Annotated in this window: 22 protein-coding genes and 1 tRNA gene; 9 read left to right on the top strand and 14 right to left on the bottom strand. The window is 57.7% G+C overall.

What is annotated here, in order from left to right; all coding sequences use genetic code 11:
• Positions 1-297 precede the first annotated feature (297 nt).
• The 3 genes from ABCP74_RS07565 to ABCP74_RS07555 form a co-directional block, all read right to left on the bottom strand.
• Positions 298-1,299: a hypothetical protein gene (locus ABCP74_RS07565; protein WP_343001400.1), complete on the bottom strand. Its 1,002-nt coding sequence runs from the start codon at positions 1,297-1,299 to the stop codon at positions 298-300.
• Between the two features lie 285 nt (positions 1,300-1,584).
• Positions 1,585-1,923, bottom strand: coding sequence for a PTS lactose/cellobiose transporter subunit IIA (locus ABCP74_RS07560; RefSeq protein WP_006234827.1), 339 nt, complete (start codon positions 1,921-1,923; stop codon positions 1,585-1,587).
• A gap of 214 nt (positions 1,924-2,137) precedes the next feature.
• Entirely contained in the window at positions 2,138-3,142 is a 1,005-nt protein-coding gene (locus tag ABCP74_RS07555) for a LacI family DNA-binding transcriptional regulator (RefSeq protein ID WP_343001401.1), read from the bottom strand.
• A 357-nt stretch (positions 3,143-3,499) separates the two neighbouring features.
• On the opposite strand from ABCP74_RS07555, the gene ABCP74_RS07550 reads away from it, so the two are divergent.
• Together ABCP74_RS07550 and lacG (ABCP74_RS07545) are read left to right on the top strand one after the other, a co-directional pair.
• Positions 3,500-5,266: a lactose/cellobiose PTS transporter subunit IIB gene (locus tag ABCP74_RS07550; protein ID WP_343001402.1), complete on the top strand. Its 1,767-nt coding sequence runs from the start codon at positions 3,500-3,502 to the stop codon at positions 5,264-5,266.
• Between the two features lie 66 nt (positions 5,267-5,332).
• On the top strand, positions 5,333-6,772 hold the full coding sequence (lacG, locus tag ABCP74_RS07545; RefSeq protein ID WP_343001403.1) for a 6-phospho-beta-galactosidase: 1,440 nt from the start codon (positions 5,333-5,335) through the stop codon (positions 6,770-6,772).
• A gap of 186 nt (positions 6,773-6,958) precedes the next feature.
• Here the strand turns inward: lacG (ABCP74_RS07545) and ABCP74_RS07540 are convergent, their stop codons facing one another.
• A complete protein-coding gene (locus ABCP74_RS07540; RefSeq protein WP_343001404.1) occupies positions 6,959-7,960 on the bottom strand; it encodes a LacI family DNA-binding transcriptional regulator in 1,002 nt (333 codons plus the stop codon).
• Positions 7,961-8,243: 283 nt separating this feature from the next.
• Here ABCP74_RS07540 and ABCP74_RS07535 point away from each other — a divergent pair, with 283 nt between their 5' ends.
• The 3 genes from ABCP74_RS07535 (at position 8,244) to ABCP74_RS07525 (ending at position 13,118) form a co-directional block, all read left to right on the top strand.
• Positions 8,244-10,022 carry a PTS lactose transporter subunit IIBC gene (locus tag ABCP74_RS07535; RefSeq protein WP_055310564.1) on the top strand — a complete coding sequence of 593 codons (1,779 nt, stop codon included), beginning with the start codon at positions 8,244-8,246 and terminating at the stop codon, positions 10,020-10,022.
• A gap of 75 nt (positions 10,023-10,097) precedes the next feature.
• Positions 10,098-11,519, top strand: coding sequence for a 6-phospho-beta-galactosidase (gene lacG, locus ABCP74_RS07530; protein ID WP_343001405.1), 1,422 nt, complete (start codon positions 10,098-10,100; stop codon positions 11,517-11,519).
• 366 nt (positions 11,520-11,885) lie between these two features.
• On the top strand, positions 11,886-13,118 hold the full coding sequence (locus tag ABCP74_RS07525; protein ID WP_343001406.1) for a Fic family protein: 1,233 nt from the start codon (positions 11,886-11,888) through the stop codon (positions 13,116-13,118).
• 107 nt (positions 13,119-13,225) lie between these two features.
• On the opposite strand, the gene ABCP74_RS07520 is transcribed toward ABCP74_RS07525, so the two are convergent.
• Positions 13,226-13,990 carry a DeoR/GlpR family DNA-binding transcription regulator gene (locus tag ABCP74_RS07520; RefSeq protein WP_343001407.1) on the bottom strand — a complete coding sequence of 255 codons (765 nt, stop codon included), beginning with the start codon at positions 13,988-13,990 and terminating at the stop codon, positions 13,226-13,228.
• 206 nt (positions 13,991-14,196) lie between these two features.
• Between ABCP74_RS07520 and ABCP74_RS07515 the strand changes: the two genes are divergently transcribed.
• Positions 14,197-15,249 carry an aldose epimerase family protein gene (locus tag ABCP74_RS07515; protein WP_343001408.1) on the top strand — a complete coding sequence of 351 codons (1,053 nt, stop codon included), beginning with the start codon at positions 14,197-14,199 and terminating at the stop codon, positions 15,247-15,249.
• A gap of 84 nt (positions 15,250-15,333) precedes the next feature.
• On the opposite strand, the gene ABCP74_RS07510 is transcribed toward ABCP74_RS07515, so the two are convergent.
• On the bottom strand, positions 15,334-15,813 hold the full coding sequence (locus ABCP74_RS07510; protein ID WP_343001409.1) for a PTS sugar transporter subunit IIB: 480 nt from the start codon (positions 15,811-15,813) through the stop codon (positions 15,334-15,336).
• A 157-nt stretch (positions 15,814-15,970) separates the two neighbouring features.
• Here ABCP74_RS07510 and ABCP74_RS07505 point away from each other — a divergent pair.
• Both ABCP74_RS07505 and ABCP74_RS07500 read left to right on the top strand, forming a co-directional pair.
• Positions 15,971-16,046 (top strand) — tRNA-Thr (locus ABCP74_RS07505).
• A gap of 428 nt (positions 16,047-16,474) precedes the next feature.
• Positions 16,475-16,840 carry a hypothetical protein gene (locus ABCP74_RS07500; protein WP_343001410.1) on the top strand — a complete coding sequence of 122 codons (366 nt, stop codon included), beginning with the start codon at positions 16,475-16,477 and terminating at the stop codon, positions 16,838-16,840.
• A gap of 132 nt (positions 16,841-16,972) precedes the next feature.
• Here ABCP74_RS07500 and ABCP74_RS07495 read toward each other — a convergent pair whose 3' ends face one another.
• The 3 genes from ABCP74_RS07495 to ABCP74_RS07485 form a co-directional block, all read right to left on the bottom strand.
• A complete protein-coding gene (locus ABCP74_RS07495; RefSeq protein ID WP_343001411.1) occupies positions 16,973-17,440 on the bottom strand; it encodes a NanQ anomerase/TabA/YiaL family protein in 468 nt (155 codons plus the stop codon).
• 203 nt (positions 17,441-17,643) lie between these two features.
• Positions 17,644-18,579: a hexose kinase gene (locus ABCP74_RS07490; RefSeq protein ID WP_343001412.1), complete on the bottom strand. Its 936-nt coding sequence runs from the start codon at positions 18,577-18,579 to the stop codon at positions 17,644-17,646.
• A 59-nt stretch (positions 18,580-18,638) separates the two neighbouring features.
• A complete protein-coding gene (locus ABCP74_RS07485) occupies positions 18,639-19,520 on the bottom strand; it encodes an aldose 1-epimerase family protein (RefSeq protein ID WP_343001413.1) in 882 nt (293 codons plus the stop codon).
• A gap of 158 nt (positions 19,521-19,678) precedes the next feature.
• On the opposite strand from ABCP74_RS07485, the gene ABCP74_RS07480 reads away from it, so the two are divergent.
• A complete protein-coding gene (locus ABCP74_RS07480; protein ID WP_229089801.1) occupies positions 19,679-20,263 on the top strand; it encodes a flavodoxin domain-containing protein in 585 nt (194 codons plus the stop codon).
• Between the two features lie 75 nt (positions 20,264-20,338).
• On the opposite strand, the gene nagA is transcribed toward ABCP74_RS07480, so the two are convergent.
• The 5 genes from nagA to ABCP74_RS07455 all read right to left on the bottom strand — a co-directional run bounded on the left by nagA (position 20,339) and on the right by ABCP74_RS07455 (position 25,696).
• A complete protein-coding gene (gene nagA, locus ABCP74_RS07475) occupies positions 20,339-21,508 on the bottom strand; it encodes an N-acetylglucosamine-6-phosphate deacetylase (protein WP_117769904.1) in 1,170 nt (389 codons plus the stop codon).
• Between the two features lie 117 nt (positions 21,509-21,625).
• Complete coding sequence (locus ABCP74_RS07470; protein WP_035137674.1) at positions 21,626-22,792, bottom strand: AgaS family sugar isomerase; 1,167 nt, start codon at positions 22,790-22,792, stop codon at positions 21,626-21,628.
• Between the two features lie 114 nt (positions 22,793-22,906).
• On the bottom strand, positions 22,907-23,638 hold the full coding sequence (locus tag ABCP74_RS07465) for a GntR family transcriptional regulator (RefSeq protein ID WP_022094608.1): 732 nt from the start codon (positions 23,636-23,638) through the stop codon (positions 22,907-22,909).
• A gap of 185 nt (positions 23,639-23,823) precedes the next feature.
• A complete protein-coding gene (locus ABCP74_RS07460; RefSeq protein WP_055251210.1) occupies positions 23,824-24,906 on the bottom strand; it encodes a PTS system mannose/fructose/sorbose family transporter subunit IID in 1,083 nt (360 codons plus the stop codon).
• A complete protein-coding gene (locus ABCP74_RS07455; RefSeq protein ID WP_022094610.1) occupies positions 24,896-25,696 on the bottom strand; it encodes a PTS mannose/fructose/sorbose/N-acetylgalactosamine transporter subunit IIC in 801 nt (266 codons plus the stop codon). Before ABCP74_RS07455 ends, ABCP74_RS07460 begins: the two co-directional genes overlap by 11 nt.
• Positions 25,697-25,700 lie beyond the last annotated feature (4 nt).

Genomic DNA, 25,700 nt, shown 5'->3' with positions numbered 1-25,700 from the left:
CCTTGAGAGATACGCAGGTGCGTAGTTTCTGTTTGGAAGTGTTGAATCGCGTTCAGGTCCGGGCATCTGAATGTGCGGTTCTTCACTGTTCATGTTTATTTGAACACATTCGAACATCAACTGCAAGAATTATTTGTTTATCTTTGTTCTTTTTTGACAAATACCGTTTACGGATGATTGCTGGCCGTTTGAGCCCGGCGCGGACGTAGCGACCGCGTATTCAACAAACAAAAGGGCGGCCGAGAACGTGTCTCGCCGCCCTTCGGCGGTATTCCCCGGTATATACAGCTGTTTTAGCTACTCGGACTGCCCGCCCTTTTTGGCGTGCTTGGACGGAGCGCTCAAGAAACGACCCGTCAAATAGTTCGCCGGGCCGGAAATATCGATCCCCAGCAGCACGTGGCCCAGCCACAGGAACGCCACGAGCACCGGCAGCGGGATAACGCACGAAGTCACGATCATCACGATGACGCCTTCAATCAGATCGGTCACCTGCTGCACGATCTCGTCGGTCATCTGCTTGGCACTGTCGGTCACCGATGTAAGTAGACTCGATGCCCCATCGGTCAGCTGCTCAAGTACATTCTTGTTTTCCGTAGTCTCAGACTTCTTTTCGCTCTTTGTGGAGCTCGTCTTGCTCGCTTCAGTCGCCTTTTGCTCTGTCTGCTCGATACTCACCTGATACGTCTCATCGACCTTTTGCGATACCCACACGCTCGCGGGTACAAGCGCCATGCCGATCATGGCGACCACCAGCACACGCGTTGCCACGCGGCGAATGACTGCGCTCGTGCTCCAGCGTCCGTGAATGCCAAGCGACACCGCGAAGAGTACGAGCGAGAACGGAATCAGGATGCCCAGCCCGACCGACCATAAAATGGTCAGCAGATATTTTTCAAGGTAGAGCACGGCAAGCACGATACCCAAGTTTCCCGAAAGCTGCGCGAGCTGCTCGGCAACTGGCGTTCCTGTATCGCCCGGCAGCGCAGTGATACCCGCAGATAGGGCGACGCACGAGGTTGTGAGCGCCAAAACATTGCCCTTCTTTTGATCGATGACCTCGATGGTGGAGTCCCAAGTCTTGGTATCGGCAAAATGCGGACGAGCTACAAAGCCCGACAACAGCGCCAGTACCACGAGCGCAACGATAAAGCCAATCTGCAGCTTTTTGTTTGCGCACACGACATCGGACAGGCTGGGCTGCAGCTCGGTTACCGTCGTATGCTCGGTTATCTGGACAGGACGCCCATGAGCCATCTCGTGCGCATCTGTCTTTTGAATCAATCCGTTGTCCGGCATTTGGACACCTCCTCATTCCGGCCTGCATTGCGGATGGAAGTATACCCACCCATCGAAAAACCGAACGGGAGGGCGTGCAGAAGCTCCAAGACTGCCCCCAACGACTAGTCGTTTAAGAACGTCCTCAATGACTATCTCGGGATGAGTTGCGGTGGAATAGGGATTGTTTTGCGCCCGCCGGCCCCTATTCAGTCCCCATTTCACCGCAACTTGGAGGAGGACAGAAAAAGCTCTGCCGCGGGTAGCGGCAGAGCTTTTGGAAGGGGACTTGGTTGTGAGGGCTCGTTAGGCGAGCTTGGCCTCGAGCTCGGCGATGCGCTTGTAGGCATCGATGGTAAAGCGGGTCTGCTTCTCCAGGATCATAGTGGTCATGAGAGTGTCCTGAGCGTGAGCCATGATGAAGGTCATCTCCATCTCGCCACCGCCGGCCTCCTGCGAAAGCAGCTTGGTCTGCGTGTCGTGGGCGCCGATAAGTGCATCGCTGGCATCCTTGTGCAGCTGTTCGGCCTTCTCAAAGTCACCCTCGCGAGCAGCATCGAGCGCTGCAAGCAGATCGGTCTGGGCGTCACCTGCGTATGCGACAATCTCGAATCCAACCATCGAGATTTCTTCTTTGGTTGCCATGTTGCGTTCCTTTCACATATGAACCAATGGAGAGCATCGCGTCCGGGCATACGCGCTGCGTTGTGTATGACAGAAACAATAACATTCAAACAAAAAAGAACAGCTCAAAACGTAATTTCGAGCTATGAACGGTCACTTTTCGCCCGTGAACGGTTTTTAAACCAATCTGAACAATATCAAACACAATTATCGGCAACCAAAACAGGACCGCACCCTAACACAAATCGCGCACCGTATCGCCCTCTACGAGCACACCGGGGATCAGCATGTGCTCCACGCCAGACGCACCCCCATCGGCGTCGGCAATCTTGTCGACCGCCCACATGCCGACGCGCTTGTTGTCAAAGCGCACCGTGGTCAGGCGACGGTCGGGCACGATATCGCCCAGGCTGTCATCAACACCCACCACACTCACGTCCTCGGGCACACGCCTTCCGCATGACTCGAGCCCGCGAATGCAGCCGTATGCCATGGCATCGTTGGAAGCATAAATGGCCGTACAGGTCGGATCTTCCGCCAGAGCCTGACCGGCAGCATATCCGCTCTGTGCCGTCCAATCCCCACGGACGAGTCGCGGCGGCTCAATTCCATGCGCGCGCAATGTCTCGCGCCAGCCTTCCTCGCGCCGCATGCCCGAAAGCGAGCGCTCGGGACACGAGATAAAGTGCACGGTTTTGTGCCCCCGCCCCAGCAAGTACTCGACCACCTGGCGCGAGCAATCGAACTGGTCGTTATCGACCGTTGAACAGAGCGGGTGCTCCAGCATCGTAACGAGCACCGTCTGCATGCCGGGCAGCGGCTCGAAGGTGCCAAAGTCCGCTGGCATGCGATTCATGATCACGACCATGCCGTCTACCGGCAGCGCGCTCATACGCGACGATGCGCTCTCGAGGGTATAGGGATGTCCATCTACTTTAGTGAGGGTGATGGCATAGCCATGTTTGTCGGCCGCGGCGGCAAAGCCCTCCATACGGTCGAGGTTGCCGGTACCGGTAATGTTGAACATGGCGACGCCGACGGTCTTAAACTTGCCACGGCGCAGCGATCGACCGGCAAAATTGGAGCGATACCCCAGCTCGCGCATGGCGGCACGCACGCGTTCCTTGGTCTCGGGGCGCACACTGGGCGAATCGTGCACGGTGCGCGAGACCGTCTGCTCCGAGACGCCCGCGAGGCGCGCCACGTCTTTGACGGATACCGATTTTTTAACAGCGGCCATAGGTCGATCTTTCTATGTCAACGATGCCATTAGTGGCACCCTACGCAGTCAAATGAAACGTCTTCAAGTATATCTAACGCCTCCCCCACCATACGCTCACCACCCAAAACCTACCGTTCACCGACATTTTTGCTTCCCCGAACGGCTTTTGTCGCCCAAATGTTAACGTTGCCATTGTGCAAACACAGAGCCACCGGGCGGCTCAAACGTTTACGCGTAAGGAATCGACGGTTCGCAGGCACAGGAACCACCGGTTCGCGTCCTTTTTTGTGTCACAAAATGGCAACGTCAACATTTTAGCAACCGAACGTCAAAAGCTACCATCGTTGCTAACCCACCGACTCTTAGGAGCATTGCATGGAGCAACTCATCGCCATCATCGAAAAGGGCCAGCCCCTTTTCAACGCGATCGCCCGCAACAAGTACCTCAAGGCGATCCGCGACGGCTTTATCTCCGTCATCCCCATCATCATCTTTTCGTCCATCTTCTGCCTGGTAGCCTCGGTCCCCAACATCTGGGGTTTCTACTGGCCCGATGACATCAACAACGCTCTGTGGAAGTGCTACAACTACTCCATGGGCATCCTGGCCATCGCCTGCGCCGCCACCACGGCCAAGCACTTCGCCGACGCTCAGAACCGCGACCTGCCCAAGAATAACCAGATTAACTTTATCTCATGCATGTGCGCGGCCATCATCGGCTTCTTGCTCCTTTCGAGCGACACCATCGCCACGGACGCCGCCAGCGGCTTCAACACCACCTACCTTGGTTCCAAGGGCCTGCTGACCGCCTTTATCGCTGCGTTTGTGACCGGCATCATCTACAAGTTCTTCATTAAGCGCAACATCACCGTCAAGATGCCCGAGCAGGTTCCGCCCAACATCTCGCAGACCTTTAAGGACATCATCCCCTTCTCCGTCTGCATTACCGTCTTTTGGGTCTTTGACATCGTCTTCCGCGCTGCTTTTGGCTTCTGCTTTGCCCAGGGCGTCATCCAGGTGTTCCAGCCCCTGTTCACCGCTGCCGACGGCTATATCGGCCTCGCTGTGATTTACGGCGCCATGAGCCTCTTCTGGTTCGTCGGCGTCCACGGCCCCTCGATCGTCGAGCCCGCCATCGCCGCCGCTCTCGTTGCCAACATGACCGACAACCTAGCTGCGTTCCAGGCTGGCCAGCACGCTTCCGCTGTCCTGACCCAGGGTGCCCAGTACTTCGTCGTCTGCATGGGCGGCACCGGCGCCACACTCGTCCTGGTCTTTATGTTCTGCTTCCTGGCTAAGTCCCAGGAGATGCGCGCCGTCGGTAAGGCCGCCATCGTCCCTGTCTGCTTTGCCGTCAACGAGCCGCTGCTGTTCGCCGCGCCCATCGTGCTCAACCCCGTCTTCTTTGTCCCGTTTGTCTTTGCACCGATCGCCAACATCTGGATCCTCAAGATCTTTATCGACTTCTTGGGCATGAACGGCTTTATGTACACTCTGCCTTGGACCGTCCCCGGCCCCATCGGCACCATCATGGGCCTGGGCTTCCAGCCGCTCGCCTTTGTGATGCTCGCCCTTATCCTGGTCGTCGACTTCGTTCTGTACTACCCGTTCTTCCGTGCCTACGACGCCCAGAAGTGCGCCGAGGAGGCCGAGATTTCCGAGGAGGAGCTCGCCGCCAAGAACGCCGAGAAGGCCGCCAAGCTCAACGATGCCTTCCAGGGCAAGGCTGACGCCAAGAGCGTTGCCGCCGGCGCTGCTGCCGAGGCCGTGAAGGCCGACGCCCCCGCCGCTGTCGCCACCGAGGCAACGACCGCCAGCGACCTCAACGGCAAGCGCGTGCTCGTGCTCTGCCAGGGCGGCGGTACCTCGGGCCTTCTCGCCAACGCGCTGGCCAAGGCTGCCAAAGAGCGCGGCATCAATCTTGAGACCGCTGCCGAGGCCTATGGCAACCACGTTGACATGCTCCCCGACTTTGACCTGGTCGTCCTGGCCCCGCAGGCCGCAAGCTACCTGGCCGACCTGCAGAAGGACTGCGAGCGCGTGGGCAACAAATGCGTCGCCTGCCGCGGTAAGCAGTACATCGAGCTCTCCCAGAACGGCGACAAGTCTCTCGCCTTCGTAAGCGAGCAACTCTCGAAGTAAGTAACGCTCAGGGCCAGCCGACCATCCAAGACCGGCTGGCCCTTCGATTTAGACGATTGGATCATCATGTCCGTTAACCCCGCTAGCGTCACCAACCCGCCTGCGCAGTTTCCCGAGGACTTTGTCTTTGGCGGCGCCACCGCTGCCTACCAGGTAGAGGGCGAGACCCGCACCCACGGTAAGGGCAAGGTTGCCTGGGACGACTTCCTGGAGGCCCAGGGGCGCTTCTCCCCCGATCCCGCTTCGGACTTCTACAACCAGTACCCCGTCGACTTGGAGCTGTGCGAGGAGTTCGGTATCAACGGCATCCGCCTCTCCATCGCCTGGAGCCGCATCTTCCCCAACGGCACCGGCGAAATCAACCCCGAGGGTGTCCAGTTCTACCACGACCTCTTCGCCGAGTGCCACAAGCACCACGTTGAGCCGTTTGTCACGCTGCATCACTTCGATACGCCGCTGCCCCTCTTTGAGAAGGGCGACTTCCTCAACCGCGAGACCATCGACGCCTTTGTGGACTTTGCCACCTTCTGCTTTAAGGAGTACGCCGACCAGGTGACCTACTGGTTCACCTTTAACGAGATCTGGGCCGACGCCTCCAACACCTACATCGAGGGCACCTTCCCCGGTGGCGTTAAGGCACATCTGGCCGAGGCCTTCCAGTGCGAGCACAACATGATGCTCGCCCACGCCAAGGCAGTACTGGCCTTCCACAACGGCGGTTTTAAGGGCAAGATCGGCGTCATTCAGTCGCTGGAATTTAAGTATCCGCTCAACGAGAACGACCCCGCCGACATCAAAGCCGCCAACAACGAGCACGTGCTGCAGAACCAGTTTTTGCTCGACGCCACCTTCCGCGGCGACTATGCGCCCGATACGCTCGAGTGCGCTAACCGCCTGGCGGCCATCTCGGGCGGCACCATCGAGATCCCGGACGAAGACCTCGAGATTATGCGCGAGGCCGCGCTCTACAACGACTACCTGGGCGTCAACAACTACCAGTGCCGCTTCCTCAAGGCTTACGACGGCGAGAACGACCTGCACCACAACGGTACGGGCGAGAAGGGCACCGGCCGCTGGCGCGTCAAGGGTATTGGCGAGCATGTGAACAAGCCTGGCATCCCCACCACCGACTGGGACTGGATTATCTATCCCGAGGGTCTGTTCGATCTGCTCGTCTACATTAAGCAGCGCTACCCCAACTACAAGCAGATCTTCATCACCGAGAACGGCATGGGCTACAAGGACCCCTACAAGGACGGTTTTGTGGACGACCAGCCGCGCATCGACTACATCGAGCAGCACCTGCGCTGGTTGCTCAAGGCCATGGAGGTGGGCGTCAACGTGGGCGGCTACTTCCTGTGGAGCCTGCAGGATCAGTTCTCCTGGACTAATGGCTACAACAAGCGTTACGGCTTCTTCTACGTTGACTTTGAAACCCAGAAGCGCACGCCCAAGGCAAGCGCATACTGGTATAAGCACGTGGCGCAGACCCGTCGTCTGGACTAGTGACTGGCGGGGTTGCCCGCCCACATAACCTGTCCCCATTTCTCAGCCGGGGGCGGCACGTCACACGGCGCGCCGCCCCCGGCCTTTTTTGGGCGGACCGTATCGCACGTTTGTCTCGATCTGTAACATCTAGCCGAGTTTTTCGGCCCTACCTGTTACAGATTTAGACGAACAGGCTGAGCACGTCTACGACCGCAGGTCCTTTACGCTGGAGCGCTCGACCAACACGCCCGAGACGAGCGTACGGCTTCTGGAGCTCGGGGCTTCCAGACCTGCGACGACCTCATTAAGCGCACGGATGCCCAGTTCGCGGTGACGGAACTTCATCGACGTCAGAATCGAGTTGGGAATCGTCTTGTAGAGCTCATCGTCGAAGCCGATCACGGACACGTCGTCGGGCACACTCAGACCCTTGTCACGTAGAGCCATCATCACGCCGTTTGCCATGCAGTCGTTAGCAGCGAGGACCGCCGTGCAATCGGGTTTATCGGCAAGCACAAGGCCCGCGGCATAGCCACTATCCGCATTCCAATCGCCTTGCAGAGGCTCGGGCGGCTCAATGCCACGCGCCTCGAGCGCCGCTCGCCAACCTTTCATACGGCACTGGCTCGACAGCGCTTCTTTCTTACCAGAGACGAAGTACACGTTCTTGTGCCCGCGATTTAAGAAGTACTCGCACGCCATGCGCGCACCACCCTCTTGATCGTCACTAACGGTAGAGCAGGCAGGATGCTCCATCGGCGTGATAATCACCGTCTTGAGGTCTTTCGGCGCCTCAAAGGTATCAAAGTCATCGACCATCTGGCGCAGATTGAAGATCATGCCGTCGACGGGAAGCTGCGACATCCTACGCGCCGCTTCGGCAAGGGTCATCTTCTCCCCCGCCCGCTTTTTGATCATCGTGAGCGCAAAGCCGCGTTCTTCGGCGGCATCGGCGATACCGTCAATCATGTCCACGGCACCGCCTGACAAGTGGAACAGCACCACGCCGATGCACCCGTAACGGCCCAACTTGAGTGAACGCGCGGCAAAGTTGGCTCGAAACCCGAGCGCCTCCATTGCGGAATGAACCTTATCGCGTGTCGACTCTCGCACGCTATCGGGCTCGTTGATCACACGCGAAACCGTCTTGAGAGAAACACCCGCAGCAATCGCCACATCGTTCATTGAGACATTTTTCTTGTCCATCGTTGCCACTACTTCTCCAGTCGGTTTTGCATCGCTTGCTTTTTGCGTTCTAGCATACACTACCTGCCCGACTGACAAATCAACCGTTTACCGGACAATATCGACCGCTCACCCGTATATCCTTGTTGCTCTTCCAAAAATGTCTTACGTTATCATTAACGAAATGACAACGTTGTCATTTCGCAATGCCTTCCTTAAGCGGAAGGTTTCCGGGCAGTCCTGACCATCCATCGACGACCAGTTCCATCCACATGCATCGCGCATCAAGTAGCAAAGGAGCTCTATGGACGCCATCGTAAAGATGCTCGAAAAGCATCAGCCGTTCTTTGAGAAGATCTCGAGGAACATTTACCTCCAGGCCATCAAAGACGGATTCCTTGGGTGCATGCCCATTGTCCTCACCTCTTCGATCTTCCTGTTGATCGCCACCCTTCCCGGCGTCGTTGGCATCACGCTGCCCCAGCCGCTCATCGACTGGTGCAACAAGCTGTACAACTTCACCATGGGCGTCATGGGCATCATGGTTGCCGGCACCACTGCCAAGAACTTTACGGCTTCCATGAACCGTCGCATGCCCGCCGGCAAGGTGCTCAACGACGGCTCCACCATGGTGGCCGCCCAGTGCAGTATGCTTTTGCTCGCCGTTACGCAGTTCACCACCAAGTTCAACGGCTCCGAGCTTTCGGTCTTCGACTGCACCAGCATGGGCACGCGCGGTCTGTTCTCGGCCTATATCGCCGCGTTCATCACCGTGTGGGTCTACAAATTCTGCGTCTCGCGCGATCTGACCATTAAGCTGCCCAAGGAGGTCCCGGGCGCCATCGCTCAGAACTTCCGCGACATCATCCCCTTTGGCGGCGCCGTCATCATCTGCGGCATCATCGATGTCGTCGTGCGTAACCTCATGGGCGTTCCGTTCTCTGAGCTGCTTATTAAACTGCTTTCCCCGCTCTTTACCGCTGCAGAAACCTATCCTGGCCTCATCCTCATCCAGGCGGCCACCGCGTTCTTCTGGTTCATCGGCGTCCACGGCCCCTCGATTGTCCAGCCGGGCATCGACCCCATCCGTCTTGCCAACCAGGCCGAGAACCTGCAGGTTCTGCTGGCAGGCGGCCACCCCGCACACTCCCTCACCTTTAACATGTCGCTCGTGGGTGAGTTCGGCGGCACCGGCGCCACGTTCATCGTGCCGCTTCTGCTGATTCTCTTTATGAAGTCCAAGCAGCTCAAAGCCGTCGGTAAGGCCTCGATTGTTCCTGTTGCCTTCGCCGTCAACGAACCGCTGCTCTTTGGCGCGCCGATGATCCTTAACCCTTACATGCTCATCCCCTTTGTTGCCGCCGGCTGCGTCAACGTAAGCGTTGCCAAGTTCTTTATCGACAATGTGGGCATGAACGGCTTCTCCTTCGTGGTGCCTTGGGCCACCCCTGCCCCCATCGGCATCTTCATCACCACGAACTTCCAGCTTATCGCCCTGGTATTTGTTGCAATCATCATCTTGCTGGACGCCATCATCTACCTGCCGTTCTTGAAGGCATACGATAAGCTGCTCTGCGACCAGGAGGCCGAGCGCGCCGCCGAGCTGGGTCTCGAGTCCGATGGTGCCGCTGCCATCGCCGCCAACGCCCCTGCGCCCGCTGTCGAGCAGACCACCGCTTCCGTCGAGACGACCGCTGCCGCCGCCGGCAGCGAGCCTGTCGCCGATCAGCCCGAGCCCGCTGCCGATGCATCCGCCAAGAAGGATGTCGACGGCCTGAAGGTCCTCGTCCTGTGCGCCGGCGCCGGCACCTCTGCCATGCTTGCCAATGCCATCAAGGAAGGTGCCGCGCAGACCGGAGAGAACATCGCTTCCTCCGCAGGCGCCTATGGCCAGCACACTGCCATCATGGATCAGTACGATGTCATCGTGCTCGCCCCGCAGGTTCGTAGCTACTACAACGACATGAAGGCCGACACCGATCGTCTGGGCATTAAGCTGCTCGCTCCCCGCGGCAAGGAATATATCGACCTTACTCGCGACCCCGCTGGCGCCATCAAGTGGCTCCGCGAGAACCTCGACTAGTTCCTCCCTCTGTTGGTGCCCGGATCCCCAGTTCGGGCACCTCTCCCTATTCGTATCCCACAGAAAGGATGACTCATGACCAACCCCATGCAGTTCCCCGACGGCTTTGTGTTTGGCGGCGCCACCGCCGCTTACCAGGTTGAGGGCGAGACCCGCACGCACGGCAAGGGCAAAGTGCCCTGGGACGATTTCCTGGCTGCTCAGGGTCGCTTCTCCCCCGACCCCGCAAGCGATTTCTACAACAAGTATCCGGTCGATATCGACTTGTGCCAGCGCTTTGGCATCAACGGTATTCGCGTCTCCATCGCTTGGAGCCGTATCTTCCCCAGTGGCACCGGCGAGATTAACCCCGAGGGCGTCGCTTTCTATCACGAGCTTTTCGCCACCTGCAACAAAGCTGGCGTTATCCCCTATGTCACGCTCGATCACTTTGACACGCCCGAGGCCTTCTACCAGGACGGCGGCGAGGGCTTCCTGACGCGTACGACCATCGATGCCTTTGTCGAGTACGCCAAGTTCTGCTTTGCCGAGTTCACCGAGGTCAAGCACTGGTTTACCTTTAACGAGATTCCCGCGACCGCCGAGGGCAGCTTTATCGTCGGCAACTGGCCGCACGGCGAGAAGTATCGCCTGGACAAGGCCTTCCAGCTCATGCACAACATGATGGTGGCCCACGCCAAGGCCGTCGTCGCCTTCCATGAGGGTGGCTTTGAGGGCGAGATCGGCATTGTCCAGAACCTGGAGCCCAAGTATCCCCTCGACCCCAACAACGCCGCCGACTGCGAGGCAGCTCGCATGGCCGACGTCATCAACAACCGCTGGGTACTCGACGCCACCTTCCGCGGCCACTATGCCGCCGACACGATGGAGGCTGCGACCAAGCTGTCCCATATCGCCGGCGGCGAGCTCGACGTCCGCGACGAGGACATCGCCGCGCTGACCGCCGCGCTCCCCTACAACGATTGCCTGGGCGTCAACACCTACAAGTGCCAGTTCCTGCGTGCCGCCGAGGGCGAAAATGACATCAACCACAATGGCACCGGTGACAAGGGCTCCTCGCGCTGGTTCCTCAAGGGCGTGGGCGAGTCATGCGTGCGCGAAGGCGTACCCACCACCGATTGGGACTGGATCATCTATCCCGAGGGCCTCTACGACCTGCTGCTGCGTATTAAGAACGATTACCCCAACTACAAGAAGATCTACATCACCGAGAACGGCATGGGCTATAAGGACGACTTCGAGGATGGCTTTATCGACGACGCCCCTCGCATCGACTATATGCGCCAGCATCTCGCATGGATCCTCAAGGCAATCGACGGCGGCGTGAACGTCGACGGTTACTTTGTGTGGTCGCTGCAGGACCAGTTCTCCTGGACCAACGGCTATAACAAGCGCTATGGCCTGTTCTACATCGACTTTGAGACTCAGAAGCGCTATCCCAAGGCGAGCGCGTACTGGTACAAGAACGTCTCGGAGACCGGCCTGCTTATGGCCTAACTTTTGCCGCATACCCCCTGTCGGCCGCATACGAATCCCTCCATGGGTTCGCATGCGGCTTTTTTGTTTTGGTGGGCCCGAGCGGATCATTCGTCTCGATCTGTAACATCTAGTCGAGTATTTCGGCCCTAGCTGTTACAGATTTAGACGAACGGGTGGCCCGGGCCGAACAATCTCGATCTGTAACATGTAGACCACTTTTGACCGTCTAGATGTTACAGATCAAGACAATAAGATAGTCAAATCCAAACTTTCCAAGCAGTTATGAAGCATGGTTTCTAGTTTTCGGTATCACGAACATACTTTCGGTATCATTTAATGGTATTATGATATCGAAAGTGTGTTCGTGATACCGAAAGGAGCCGCATGCACCAGTTCGATTACACCACAGTCCCAGCGGAACTCGAAGCAACTCCAATCACCAACCTCCTCCTCTCGATACGCGAGCATAAAGGCCGACAGCTTGCTCTGAGTCAAGTCAAACCCGAACTTCTATCGTCCCTTATGGAGGAAGCTAAGATCCAAAGCACCCAATCCTCCAACGGACTTGAAGGAATTGTTACCACCCAAAAAAGACTCAAAGCGATCATGGCGTATTCCGCCAAGCCAAGCTCCCGCGCAGAGGAAGAAATCGCTGGATACCGAGATGTGCTGTCGCTTATTCACGAGCAACACGATTCCATTCCCGTAACGCCATCGGTCATTCTGCAGTTGCATCGTGACCTCATGGTACACACAGCAATCTCGTATGGGGGCCATTGGAAAGATAGCGATAACGAAATCATCTCCATCGACGATCAAGGCAATCGATTTGTGCGCTTTAGGCCGCCTTCGGCCCTAGCAACCCCCGGACTTATCGAAGAAGCCTGTCGGTCCCTCAACGACGCCTTATCTCGTCAAGTTTGCGACCCCCTCCTTATATCATTCCGCTTCATCTTCGATTTTGTCAGCATTCATCCCTTCAACGATGGCAATGGCAGGATGAGCCGGCTCCTTACAACGCTGCTACTCGAAAAGACTGGATACGACGTTGCGCGTTACATCAGCATCGAACGACTTATTGAAGACAACAAGGCGCTCTACTACAACGCCCTCGCTGCAAGCTCCGCTGGATGGAATGAAAATCAAAACACCGAAGCACCCTTTATCCGTTTCATGCTCGGAACAACCCTGGCCGCCTACCGACAGCTCGAGCAGCGTACCTTAATTGAATCAAGCACTCGTCCCATGTCGAAGCAAGCGCGCATCGCCGTTCTATTTCAACAGAGACCCGGTGTCATTAAGAAATCCGACATCCGATCCAACTGCCCCGATATCAGCGAGGTTACCGTTAAACGAACCCTCGGTCAGCTTGTTAGTTGCAGCGCAATCGAAAAAACAGGAGCGGGTCGTTCGACGGGCTACATACTCAAAGACGTCCATGCTCTAGAACTATTCTTGCAATCCACATTACCCGATAGCGAGGCCGCAATAACAAAAGAGGCTCCAAAGGATAAGCTCCTTGAACGTGTAAACCACGCCGAGGATGAAAGCAGAGAGGGGCTCTATGCAGACTACGATTCATTCTCAAGGGACATAAAGACGAAATACGGAGTCTAGTCATATCCCAGAATAGCCTCATCCTTGTTGCCCAAAGTTATTTACGCGTCATTGTAAAGCGGTACCCCCGCGCCGGCAGGGGGCAGATGTATCGCTTGCAGCGCTAGCTAGCAAATGACCTGCGTGAGTTCCTCGATGGCGGCGCGATCCTCGGCGGCGATGCCCGGCTCGCACACCACGGCGTCCAGGCTGTCCAGACGGCAGAAGGTGTAGAAGTCGCGCTTGCCGATCTTGCTGGAGTCGGCGATCAGATAGCGCGAGTCGGCCTTGCTAAAGGCGAGCTGCTGGATACGACCCTCATCCATATTAGACGTAGACACGTCGCCATCCAGAATGCCGTTGGCGCCGATAAACGCCGCATCGATACCCAGCGCACGCAGAGTATCCTCGGCCGTTGGCCCCACAAAAGCGGCGGTGCGGCGACGGTACATACCGCCCACGAGGCACAGGTCGCAGTCTTCGCGCGCCTCGAGCAGGTTAAACACCGAAAGCGAATTAGTCACGATGCGCAGGCGAAACGCCGGCAGCATCGAGGCCATCTGCTCCACCGTAGTGCCCGTGCCCAAAAAGATGGTCGAGCCTTCCTCGATGAGCTCCACAGCGCGGCGCGCGATCTGCAGCTTTTCCTCGGCATGCTTGGTGCGCTTTTCGCTGTGCGAATACTCGTGGCGCAACATAGCGTGGGGACGGCCCTGTGCACTACGGGCTCCTCCGTGCACGCGTTCAATCTCGCCCAGGCTCGCAAGTTCTTCGAGGTCGCGGCGGATCGTCATATCCGAGACACCTAACGCATCCGAAATCTCCTTGACCGAGACCGTGCCCTGCTCTTCGAGCAGCTGACGAACCTTATCCTGTCGCTCTGCCTTAATCACGATGAATCCTCGCCGTTCTTTGCGCGCATATCATTCAAACAGTAACGAACAAATTGTATCAGACTCGCGCGCGTCAAAAATGAACGCCCGCACAGCTCCAATCATCACTTTTTTGAGAAAAATACCCCCTGCTTTAGTGGGGTGTAGTGATAATCTCGCCTGTTCGCGCTACAGTTTGTCCGAAATACCTCGATGTTAGGAACCAAATGATCACTTCCGAGCTTTTCGGCACCGCGCCGTGCGGTACCCCCGTTCATCGTTACACCCTCAACGGGCCCGAGATCTGCGTTCGCATTATGGACTATGGCGCCACCGTGTTGGGCATCGACGTGCCCGACATCCCCGGCAACGCGCGTGATGTGGTGCTAGGCTTCGATAAGCTCGAGGATTACTTTGACAACCCCGCCTGCTTTGGCGCGACCATCGGACCTGTGGCCAACCGCACTGCAGGTGCCACGATCACCATCGCCGGCACGGACTGGCATATGCCCGCCAACGAGGGCACCAACAACCTGCACAGCGATCTTGAGCATGGTCTGCACAAGCGCGTATGGGACGTTGAGCTCGACGAGGTCCACAATGCCGTGCGCATGACCACCTCGCTTGAGGACGGTGAGCTGGGCCTTCCCGGCAACCGCACCTTTACGGCCGTGTTTACCGTGACGCGCACCGGCTGCTTCCGTATCGAATATGGCTGTGAGAGCGACCGCGCCACGTACGTGTCCATGACCAACCACACGTACTTTAACCTTGCCGGTCACAACGCCGGCATGGACTGTGAGCACTTCTTTGTTGCTAACGCTGCCCACTACCTGCCCATCAACGAGCAGAATATCCCCACCGGAGAGATCGCTCCGGTCGAGGGCACGCCGTTTGACTTCCGTGAGCTGCGCCCCGTCGCGCCCGGCATGGAAGCCGACGACCCGCAGATTAAGCAGGCCCGTGGCTACGACCACTGCCTGTGCATCGATGGCTATCAGTACGGCCGTAATCTGCGCCGCGCGATGCACGTCGAGGAGATGTGGACCGGCCGTGAGCTGGACTATTACACCACTGCCCCGGGCGTGCAGCTCTACACCGGCAACTGGCTGGGCGACGAACACGCCAAAGACGATGCCAACTATGGTTGGGGCGCCGGCTTTGCCCTCGAGGCCGAAATGTATCCTGACACGCCGCACCATGCGCTGTTCCCCCAGGGCATCGTGGGCCCCGGTCATCCCTACAGCAATGTGATTGAATACCACTTTATGAGGCACTAGGCCCACAACGCGACATATCGCACAGCAACGCCCGCCGGCACCACCGCCGACGGGCGCTTTGCTGCCTAGTCATTGGGGACGTTCTTAAATGACTAGTTGAATGGGGTCGGGATTGGAGTTGGGGAGGTAGCGGATTTCTAGTTCTATTCCGAGCTTTTGCAGCTCTCTCAGAGCAGCGACGTCCGCATCGTCTATGGCGACTGCGGGCGTTGCGGGACGCTTGCCCTCCCCTGCCCGCATATGGCCAATGCTGATCTTGGTTATTGGCACACCACCCTTAACCAGCGCGAGCGCATCGGCGGGTGAGGCCACCATAATCAGAATCCATTGACGCGGCGTTGCGGTATGAATGATGTCGATGGTCCTTTGCACCGAGAAAAACCGCGTCCAAACGCCTTCTGGCGCCGCCACCCTCATGGGTGCCCATTGGCGCGAATCCGCCGCGATCTCATCGTTGACGATTATGACGAGGTTGGAACCCACAGCCTCGTTCCACAGCTCAACGTCTTGCCCGTAAATGAAACGGTCATCAATGCGTGTGAGAAGAATCTTGGGTTGAGCCATCGCTGCCCCATTCTGCTTGAGACCCGTAAGAGCAAGACATCGCGTCTCCAATATTAGTGCATTTAAAGTGAGAAAAGCCGTCAGAACACTTGCGCGGATGTGCAATGTCCCGTATCATAGACAGCCGTTGACGCCTCAGTTGCGTCACCACATGGTCGCCAGCGTAGCTCAGTTGGTAGAGCACCGCTCTCGTAAAGCGGGGGTCACCGGTTCGAGCCCGGTCGCTGGCTCCATTGCACAAGATAGCCGCCTTCGGGCGGCTTTTTTGTTGCCAATTCGCCCACTCGGTGGACTTCGGGTTTAATGCTTAGGGGCGGGGATTTACCGAAGTGAAATATTAATGAATAGAAACCCAGCTGCAACAATTGCCATGGTGAGGGCTCGAATTGGCCATATAGATCTAAAATAGTCACGATCCCTTCTCTTTTGCTGGAACGATATATCTATACAAGGTTGTGAGCGGAATACAAAAATACGTCGATTGCTATCCGACAAACGGGTCTGGAATTGCATTCACCGGCATTTCGGGGCAGATTGATACACATGTACGAAAGGGAACCTATGTGGTGCGTTGGGTTGGAGCTGCTGCAGGCCCGATATGGATTGCGGTCTTGCGCCCCGATGTCCAAATAGGTTTCTCTCTCTAGGCGGGAAGTTGCTCATGGACGCCATATATGACGGAGATGACTGGGTCGATCATTATACTTGGCGCCTGGTCGGCTCGAACGACAATGGGGATGTGGTGTTTGATGGATTATGTCCAAAGCATCTCCATCCTTTTGTCTCGTCGTTAATTGAGAGTTCCGCTCGTGTTGTCCCCTACAGCTCGGCATCGTTTCATGATACGGACGTTTTGAAAACCATAAGGGAGTCAATTGACGAGGGCACGATGAGCGGCCCACTGTTTTCTCGGCTTGTGGGGCTAGATGAGATTGGCTCGAAACGACTGCTTGCGGGCGAAAAAGTGGAACTCACTTATCGGTCAATGATTTCAATCCTGCGGCTAGCCGATGTTCTTCGCAAATAAACAGCTTCCCTATTCAAAAACAGAAAACCCCGCCAAACGTGATTCCCCTAGGGAAACACGCTTGGCGGGGTCCTAGCGTGATTCCCCTAGGGGAATCACGCCAACATACGAACAGCTCAACCGAGCAGCGCGCTACTCTTCCCAGTAAGCATCTGCAAGCAGCTTAAAGCAGATCTTCTTGACCGGCTGTGCGCCATCGCCCGGGAACTCGAGCGTGGGCATGTGAGGCTCACCGGCAACGAACAGTGCAAACTTGTCGTCAGCAAGGTCGCCGGCGATCGAGGCGTCGGAATCGACCAGATCGTAGTCATCCTTCTCGTCAAACTCCTGAACCAGCGTCAGGCTGCCCGTGGCAACCTTAAAGGCCTCGCGACCCTCGACGTCGATCTGCAAGTCGTGATAGCGCTGATGCGTCTCATAGTGAGCCTCGGGACGCGTTGTGGGAGCCATGACGTTCGCATAGACCTTGTCGCCCAGAATCGGATGGCTGCCGACCTCGAGCTCCGCCGGGTCGTTCTCCTCGAGCCAGTCGATCAGTACATCGAGGCCCTTGAGCATTCCGCGATACTCCTCGATATCGCCCAGTGCACCGTAAATCATCTAAATCCCCTCTCGGATCGTTTCCGTGGCGGCTACTCGGCAAACGCATTACCAAAGCTGTTGCCGCCCACATACGTCTACGTCTCGACCAGGGTAAGGTCGGGACTGAACACGACAAAGCCGGCGTCGCGCCCCGGCATAATGCTACTGCACTTGTCGTCGACATGAGCTAGCAAGCAATGCCGGGGCCGACGCCCAAGCTCTTACAGCTCGGTCACGACAACGCCGTTGTAGACCTCGTCCCAACGGTCCATGACCAGATGGCCGGTCATGGGATCCATGGCATTGAGCTTGCCGCAGGTGTTGGCGGTACGCAGCACCGTCTCGTCATCCGCGCCAGCAGCGATAGCATGTGCGAAGCCTGCGATAGTGGAGTCACCAGAGCCCGTAGCGTTAACGGCAGGGATATCGGGCGTCTTTGCGCGGAACGCACGGCCATTGTGGAAGCCAACGGAGCCGGCAGCGCCCATGGATACGACGACCCAGGGGATATCGGAGAAGCGGGCATCAGAGGCAAGCGCGGCGCGGAGCTCGTCCACATCATCGGTGGTAAAGCTCGTGCCCAGAAGGCCGTTGATCTCGGTCAGATTCGGCTTGACCAGTTCGGGCTTAATATCGGACTTGAGCGCAGCCTCGAGCGAAGCACCCGAGGTATCGAGCAACACCTTGGCGCCGGCGTTCTCGGCAATGCCCGTGATCTTGGCATAGTAGTCTGCCTCGACACCGCGAGGCAGCGAACCCGAGATGGTGACGACGTCGGCCTTTCCCGCAAGCTCGGTAAACTTGGCGGTAAAGGCATCGAGTTCCTCAGGAGCAATCGTCGGGCCGCTCTCGAGCAGCTCGGTCTGGTTGCCGGCGTGGAGGATGTTGAGGCAAATGCGAGTCTCTCCCTTGATGGGCACAAAGTCGTTGTTAATACCGTTGGCGTCCATGAGCTCAGCCATGTAAGCGCCCATGTGGCCGCCGAGCAGACCGGTTGCCACAACGTCGTCGCCCAGCTGACCCAGCACACGGGCCACGTTAAGGCCCTTGCCGCCGGCGGTCTTTTCGGGCGTCACGCGGTTGACGTCGTCGATAATGAGCTCATCGAGCTGATAGCGCGTATCGACAGACGGGTTCATCGTAACGGTGAGGATCATTTTTAGCTCCTTATCTCGCAGGCTCCTTATGCCTCGCGATACGAGTCGACAAAACGGAATTACAGAATCTCAATCGTGAACGAGCGAACGACGGTCTCCTTGGGCTTGGCGACAAGGCAGCCGCGCTTATGCTCAAGCACGTCGTCCTCATCGGAGCAGGTCGAGAGGCCGCCCCAAGGCTCAACCGCCACAAAATCGCCCTCGGGCTTGCTCCACACAATGAGATATGGGAAGCCCTCAAAGCTCAGGCGGACGCCCTTGTCCTCGCCCTTTTTGGAAAGCGTGACCTGACGGCTCTCGAGCACGTCAAAGATGGTCTCCGCAAAATCGAAGAGCTCGTGCGACAGGGGCAGCGTCTTTCCCGCCATGGGGTTCTTGGAGCGGTTTGCCACGTCAATCAAGCCAGTCGAAGGGACAGCGGTGCAAAGCTCCGCAGCCTCGTCTTTCTCAAAGCGCAACTCGTAGTCCGTATAGGCCTCGCCCTCGTCGAGCGGGCACCTAAAGCCGGGGTGCCCACCGATAAAGAAAGGCATGTCCTCGGTACCCTCGTTGGTCACCTCATAGGAAACGCGCACGGCAGCGTCCTCGAGCGCATAACGAGCGACAAGCTTAAACGGATATGGGTAATCGCTCAGCAATGCAGCGTTATCCTCCGAAGCCAGGCACATCGCCAGCTCGTTCGCGCTTTGGCTCAACAGCTTCCATTCCTGCTTGCGCGCAAAGCCGTGGCGAGCGAGCTTTACATGATGCCCGGCAAACGTCATGGCGCTGTTATCGCGCAAGCCTCCGCAAATTGGGAAGCAAATCGGTGCCTGGCCGGACCACACGGCGGGATCGCCCTGCCACAGATACTCACGGCCTCCGGCCTCAATCGAGGTAAACGAACCACCAGCCGTGGACACCTTAATAGAAATCGAATCGTTGGAGAGAGCGTATTCCATTGCCCATCCTTTCGAACAACTGCTTTTTTTGCTCGCAAGAACCCGTCTCGGCCCTGACCAAAGGACAAACCCGCACGTTCATCGATGCGTCCGATATCCCAGCCATACAACGGGGTACCATACAGACATTGATGCAATTACAGCTGAAAGGCCTTCTTATGCGAACCATCATCCTCTACGCCTCGCGCCATCACGGCAATACGAAAAAGCTCGTGGACGCCATCGTCGAGGCACACCCCGAGATCGATACCCTCGACGTGAAGTCACTCGGTAAAAACGAGTATCCCAACCTGCACGAATATCATCTGATCGGTGTCGCCACGGGCATCTATTACTCCGAGATCGACAAGGACATGGCACGCGTGCTCACTAACGTGCTGCAGCCGCAGGACAAGGTGTTTGGCCTTATGACCTACGGTGGCAAAAACAAGTGGTACGGCAAGGATATCGATGGCATCTGCCGCATGAGGCAGGCCATCTTTATGGGTGTCTACGGCTGCCCCGGCTTTGATACGTGGGGGCCGTTCAAGCTCACCGGCGGTGTCCAAAAGGGACACCCGACCGCTGAGGAAATTAAGGGCGCCGTCGACTTCTTCGACAAGATCGAAGACGAGTATGGCGATATCATCGTCGAAGAGTACGCCAAGCGCGAGAAGCGTCTAGCATACGAAAAGGAGCATCCTGCGGGAGGTCTTGTGGCCGGCGTCAAGCGCACGGCAAAGAAGATCGCTAACAAGCTGTAACTGTGAAGGTGCTTTTGAGCGTTTAACTCATACGGCGGGTCCGAGCAGATTCGGGCCCGCCGTCTTTTTCTATCGTTACTCGGTAAAGGCGTTGCCGACGCTCTGGCCGCCAACATACGTCTCGACGAGGGTGAGCTCATGGTCGAACACGACAAAGTCGGCGTCGCGACCCGGCATGATGCTGCCGCACTTATCCTCGATGTGCGCGGAGCGTGCCGGCACCTCGGTTGCCATGCGAATGGCGATATCGGCGCTGGCGATGCCCCAGTCGACGATGTTCTTGACGCCCTGGGCAAGCGTGAGCACCGAGCCGGCAATGCTCTTGCCGTCGGCGAGCCAGCACAGGTTGTCCTTCATGATGACGTCCATGCCGCCACTGGTGTAGCTGCCCTCGGGCATGCCGCCGCAACCCAGGCAGTCGGTGATGAGTACCGTGTGCTGCCAGCCCTTTGCCTGCAGCAGCGCCTTGATGGCGGCAGGGTTTACGTGCTTGCCGTCACAGATGATCTCGGCGTAGGTCTCGGGCGTAGACATGGCAGCACCCACGACACCGGGCTCACGGTGATGCAGACCGCGCTGGCCGTTATAGGTATGCGTAAAGCAGCTGGCACCGGCATTGATAGCGGCGATGCACTCATCGTAGGTGGCGTCGGAGTGACCGATGCTGGTCACCACGCCCTTGGCGTTCAGAGCAGCCGCATAAGCAGCGGCACCGTCGCGCTCGGCGGCCATGGCGCTCTTAACGATGCGACCGCCCGCAGCCTCCTGCCACTGGTCGAAAACCTCCTCGGAGGGGTCAATCAGGTAAGCGGGGTTCTGCGCGCCCACGTGCTTCATGGTAAAGAAGGGGCCCTCCAGGTAGATGCCCTGAATGCGGGCACCGCAGAAGTCGGGGCCGCGGCCCTCGTCCGCCTTGGCGATAGCAGCGCAGGCGTCCTTGATCTGTTCGACGCCATCGGTGAACGTCGTGGGCAGCCAGCTGGTGGTACCGCGACGGGCGAGCTCGGTTGAGCTGATATCGATGCCCTCGGGATCGTTATCGGTAGTTGAGTGGTTGTAGAAGCCATGGATGTGAGTATCGACCATACCCGGTGCGATCCACGATCCCGTGTAGTCCTTAATCTCGCAAGAGGGCTCGTCGGCCTGCCAGGCGCCAAAAACGCCATCCTCGACCATAAGATAGCCGCCCAGTTGCGGGCCTGCCGGCAAGAAGAACTTGTCAGCCTTAATTGCGTACGTGCTCATATGCACTCCTCGCTTCTAAAGCAGTTGACTGTGGTAATGCTTATACCCAGCTCACGTAAAACAAAAAGCGCCCGCCCGCCGTTATGAGCGGACGGGCGCCCTTACAGGGGGACGCGATTAAGCGGTGAAGGGGTGAATCGTCACGCCCTTAACCACGCGGTTGACCGTGCCGGTGGGGCTCGGCGTATCGGGCGTGTTGCCCACGCGGACGGAGTTGAGCAGGCTGATAGCCTGGGCAAACATCACGAACGGCAGAGCAAGGTAACCCTCGGGAAGTGCCTCGTAGCCCTTAAAGGTGAAGGACTCACCCTCATAGACGGTGGCACCTTCCTGCTGAACGGCGATGGTGTGCTGAGCGATCTCGTCGCCACCGATCTCGTTGAGGATGTCGATGTCGTACTGACGGGTGTAGGCGTCGTTGTTGACGAACACGAAGACGAGCGTCTTATCGTCGACGAAGGACTTAGGTCCGTGACGATAGCCCATGGAGGTGTCGTAGGAAGTAGCGACCAGACCGTGAGCGAGCTCGAGGATCTTGAGCTGGCTCTCCTGAGCAAGGCCACCGAAGGAGCCAGAACCCAAGTAGGTCACGCGGTTGAAATCGCCAGCCAGGTAATCGGCGATCTCAGGCTCACGGGAGATGACCTCCTCGCCCATCTTGGCGATGGTCTCGACCCACTCGGCCTTCTGCTCGTCAGAGGCAGTGTCGAAAATAAGGGTGGAGAGCAGGGTCATGCAGGAATAAGAACCGGTCATGGCGAAGCCCTTGTCGTTGGCGCGCGGAATGAGCAGCGTCAGCGCATTGGGATCATCGGCAGACTCGACGGCAAGCTTGCCCTCGGGAGCGCAGGTGATGTTGAGGAACTTGACGTTGTGGACGAGCTCCTTGGCAACGGCAACGGCGGCAAGGCTCTCGGGGCTGTTGCCAGAGCGGGCAAAGGAAACCACGAGCGTGGGATCCTCGGCGCGCAGGAAGTCGCGCGGGGCGCTCACGATGTCGGTCGTGGCGATGGGCTTAAAGTCGTAGAGATCAGTGTTGCCAGCGTGACGCAGGTACGGGGCGCAGGTATCGCCAACGTAGTCGGACGTACCGGCACCGGTGAAGACAACGGACAGACGACCCTCGCCCATAGCGCGAGCCTCGGCCAGGAAGGCCTCGATGGCCTCCTTATTCTCGCGATAGATGTTGAGCGTATCACGCCAAAGCTCGGGCTGCTGAGCAATCTCGGCCGTGGTGATCTGGGCGCCGAGCTCGGTGAGCTCCTCGACACTCTTCTCGAACATTTCTAATACCTCTCTCTAGAAGTAATCCTCTGACGTGCAATTATACACTTCGGTTGGTTATCTGGTAGTAACCAGTTAAATGCAAAGAATCACCATATGGAAACGATGCGAGCACTAGTTACTGCGCTGGTGGTAAACCTTGTATTTAAACTGATCGGCACGAGCAACCGAGAGTGTGTACTCCACTACCTCGTTTGACTCGTTATACGTAGTCCTGACCAAATCGAGCACAGGCGAGCCCTCGACAATTCCCAAAAGGTGGGCATCGGTGGGACGGGCTATGCTCGCATAGAACTCCTCTTCGGCCACGCGAATCTTTTGCTGAAAGTCCTGCTCAATCACATCGTAAAGCGGCTTACGCTCCAGCAGCGGTCGCTTTAGGGACAGAAATTGACGAACCGGTAGATAGCTGCGTTCGACCATCATGGGCATGTTGTCGGCAGAACGAAGGCGCTTGAGCTTAAAAATGCGATCACCGATGCGCAATCCCATATGCTCGGCCAGATTCTTATCGGCCTCCATCTCGCAAAACTCGAGAATCGTGGTCTCGGGTTCTCGACCCATCGCGCGCATCTGCTCGGTAAAGCTGTAGGACTGCATAAGATTGGTTGCTTTTGCCGAACGGTCGGTCACAAAGGTACCGCGACCGTGCTGCCGAACCACCAGTCCTAAACGCTCCAGTTCCTGCAGAGCCAGGCGTACCGTAGTGCGCGAGAGACCATAGCGCTCCGAAAGTTCGCGCTCGGAAGGAATCATGTCACCGGCGCGATATTCATGGTCAATCTTTTCGGTCAGAATATCGACCAGCTGATCGTACAGCGGTTGCTTACGCGCTCCGATCGCCATCCTATCCTCCCTTTTGCTCGAATTCGGCTAACTACCTAGGGTGTTATGCATTATCTGTCTGCCACACCCGAATCAACAAGAAAACAAAAGCCGCGCGCTCTTTCGAGCACGCGGCTTTTAACATACACATGGCTTAAGGGGTCGGGGTGTGAGCCGCGTAGGGACACACCCCTCAAGCTAGAGCCTTACCAGATGCTCGGCCAGAGACCAAGCGGGCCAGCGCCCAGGATGCCAAGGACGAAGAGCAGGAGAATGCCCTTGGTCGGGGTCCAGCTGTGCTTAGCGAACATGTAGTAAAGCAGCAGCGTAAGCATAAGCGGGACGAGCTTCGGGACGATGGTGTTGAGGGTGTCGGCAACAGAGAAGTTGACCGGATCCTCGGTAACGGTGCCGTAGGTAACGGACTCCATGCCGTTGCCCAGATCGGTGACGCCGCACTCGACAGCGTTGCCGTCGGCATCGGAAGCGGTAAGGGCGTTGCCGTCCTTATCGGTCATGGCGATGGTACCGGCCTCAGCGGTCTCGGTATCGATGCCCTCCATACCGGTGAAGTTCTCGGCCTCCTTCTCGGAGACGATCACGGTAGTAGCGGAGAGACCACGGGTGGTGCCGTTGGGGATCTGGAGGTTGATCTGGGTGCCACCCATGGTGACGACCAGGCAACCGACGACGAAGACGCCCATGATGGAAGCGGCACGCGTGAAGGCCTGCATGTTGGCGGTCAGAGCGTCAATAGCGCTGGTGCCAAGCTTGTAGGACCAGTTCATGAGCCAGAAACGCAGAGCGAACTGGACGACGTTGAAGATCACCAGGAAGATGATCGGCGCAGCGGCGTTGCCGTTGATGGCCATGTTGGAGGTGATGCCGGCCGTGATAGGCACGAGCGTCAGCCAGAACAGAGCGTCACCGATACCACCGAGCGGGCCCATTGCGGCGACGCGGACGGCGCGGATCGTGGGGATGTCAACCTTGTTCTGCTCGAGCGAAAGCACGATGCCCATAACAAAGGTGACGAGGAACGGGTGGGTGTTGAAAAACTCCAGGTTGTGGCTCATGGAAGCCGCGAGGTCGTTCTTGTTGGTGTGGATCTTCTCCAGACCGGGGATGATGGAGTAGAGCCAACCGGCGGCCTGCATACGCTCGTAGTTGAACGAGGCCTGCAGGAAGCAGGAGCGCCAAGCCATCTTGTTGAGGGTCTTCTGGTCGAGCTGCGGAGCAGGAGTGAGATCCTCGTAGTGCTCCGGGATCACATACTCATTAGATGCCATCTTCGAAGTCACCTCCGTCAGAAACAGCTGCACCCTTCAGCTCGGTCTGCTGCTGGAAGTCCCAGAAAGCGATGCCGAAGCCGATGAGAGCGAGGATGAGCAGAGCAGGGGTTGCCAGAGAATCGTTGGCAACGGTGATGAGCGCGAGGCCAAAGCCCATGAGGAAGAAGCCCCACATATCGCGGTTCATCATAACCTTGAGCAGGACGGCGAAGCCGACGAAGCGCATCATGCCGCCTGCAGCGGACAGACCGGTCTGCAGCCAAGTCGGGATGGCGGAAGCGATGGTCTGACCGATGGTAGCGCCAGCGATGAAGAACAGGGTGACGACGACAGCGAAGATCAGGCCGAGCAGAGCCATGGCGAAGTAGTTCAGGCGCTCGATGCCCTTGGTGTCCGCGTTATGAGCCATGTTATCGGCCGTGGACATAAGCGGGGACATAAGCGTGAAGACCAGGGTAACGCCGAGCTGACCAAGCAGAGCGAACGGAATGGCAAGGCCGACTGCCGCGTTGGGCTCGAGACCCGTAGCGATAGCGAGAATGGCTGCCATGATGCCGCCAATGACGGCGTTAGGCGGCTGAGCGCCTCCGATCGGCATGTTGCCGATCGTCATGAGCTGATAAGTACCACCCACGAGAAGACCGGTGTTGAGGTCGCCAAGGATAAGACCGATGACGGCGCCGGTGACGATGGGCTGATAGAGAGACTCGAGGAAGTCAAACTGGTCGATTGCCGCGATGAACGTGACGACGAAGACCAGAGCGATCTGGATGATCGAGTATTCCATCTTG

The organism is Collinsella aerofaciens (assembly GCF_039062315.1).
Lineage (GTDB): Bacteria > Actinomycetota > Coriobacteriia > Coriobacteriales > Coriobacteriaceae > Collinsella > Collinsella aerofaciens_BG.
The sequence above is the reverse complement of the archived record's forward strand: the minus strand, read 5'-3'. Positions and strand labels throughout refer to the sequence as shown.

What these genes read in the sequence shown, in the direction of transcription:
- ABCP74_RS07485 (WP_343001413.1), bottom strand. Translation starts at nt 19,520, where the DNA reads ATGGAATACGCTCTCTCCAACGATTCGATTTCTATTAAGGTGTCCACG.
- lacG (WP_343001403.1), top strand. Translation starts at nt 5,333, where the DNA reads ATGTCCGTTAACCCCGCTAGCGTCACCAACCCGCCTGCGCAGTTTCCC.
- ABCP74_RS07510 (WP_343001409.1), bottom strand. Translation starts at nt 15,813, where the DNA reads ATGGCTCAACCCAAGATTCTTCTCACACGCATTGATGACCGTTTCATT.
- lacG (WP_343001405.1), top strand. Translation starts at nt 10,098, where the DNA reads ATGACCAACCCCATGCAGTTCCCCGACGGCTTTGTGTTTGGCGGCGCC.
- ABCP74_RS07465 (WP_022094608.1), bottom strand. Translation starts at nt 23,638, where the DNA reads ATGGCGATCGGAGCGCGTAAGCAACCGCTGTACGATCAGCTGGTCGAT.
- ABCP74_RS07470 (WP_035137674.1), bottom strand. Translation starts at nt 22,792, where the DNA reads ATGTTCGAGAAGAGTGTCGAGGAGCTCACCGAGCTCGGCGCCCAGATC.
- ABCP74_RS07550 (WP_343001402.1), top strand. Translation starts at nt 3,500, where the DNA reads ATGGAGCAACTCATCGCCATCATCGAAAAGGGCCAGCCCCTTTTCAAC.
- ABCP74_RS07535 (WP_055310564.1), top strand. Translation starts at nt 8,244, where the DNA reads ATGGACGCCATCGTAAAGATGCTCGAAAAGCATCAGCCGTTCTTTGAG.
- ABCP74_RS07560 (WP_006234827.1), bottom strand. Translation starts at nt 1,923, where the DNA reads ATGGCAACCAAAGAAGAAATCTCGATGGTTGGATTCGAGATTGTCGCA.
- ABCP74_RS07515 (WP_343001408.1), top strand. Translation starts at nt 14,197, where the DNA reads ATGATCACTTCCGAGCTTTTCGGCACCGCGCCGTGCGGTACCCCCGTT.
- nagA (WP_117769904.1), bottom strand. Translation starts at nt 21,508, where the DNA reads ATGAGCACGTACGCAATTAAGGCTGACAAGTTCTTCTTGCCGGCAGGC.
- ABCP74_RS07500 (WP_343001410.1), top strand. Translation starts at nt 16,475, where the DNA reads ATGGACGCCATATATGACGGAGATGACTGGGTCGATCATTATACTTGG.
- ABCP74_RS07495 (WP_343001411.1), bottom strand. Translation starts at nt 17,440, where the DNA reads ATGATTTACGGTGCACTGGGCGATATCGAGGAGTATCGCGGAATGCTC.
- ABCP74_RS07455 (WP_022094610.1), bottom strand. Translation starts at nt 25,696, where the DNA reads ATGGAATACTCGATCATCCAGATCGCTCTGGTCTTCGTCGTCACGTTC.
- ABCP74_RS07540 (WP_343001404.1), bottom strand. Translation starts at nt 7,960, where the DNA reads ATGGACAAGAAAAATGTCTCAATGAACGATGTGGCGATTGCTGCGGGT.
- ABCP74_RS07490 (WP_343001412.1), bottom strand. Translation starts at nt 18,579, where the DNA reads ATGATCCTCACCGTTACGATGAACCCGTCTGTCGATACGCGCTATCAG.
- ABCP74_RS07565 (WP_343001400.1), bottom strand. Translation starts at nt 1,299, where the DNA reads ATGCCGGACAACGGATTGATTCAAAAGACAGATGCGCACGAGATGGCT.
- ABCP74_RS07555 (WP_343001401.1), bottom strand. Translation starts at nt 3,142, where the DNA reads ATGGCCGCTGTTAAAAAATCGGTATCCGTCAAAGACGTGGCGCGCCTC.
- ABCP74_RS07525 (WP_343001406.1), top strand. Translation starts at nt 11,886, where the DNA reads ATGCACCAGTTCGATTACACCACAGTCCCAGCGGAACTCGAAGCAACT.
- ABCP74_RS07460 (WP_055251210.1), bottom strand. Translation starts at nt 24,906, where the DNA reads ATGGCATCTAATGAGTATGTGATCCCGGAGCACTACGAGGATCTCACT.
- ABCP74_RS07480 (WP_229089801.1), top strand. Translation starts at nt 19,679, where the DNA reads ATGCGAACCATCATCCTCTACGCCTCGCGCCATCACGGCAATACGAAA.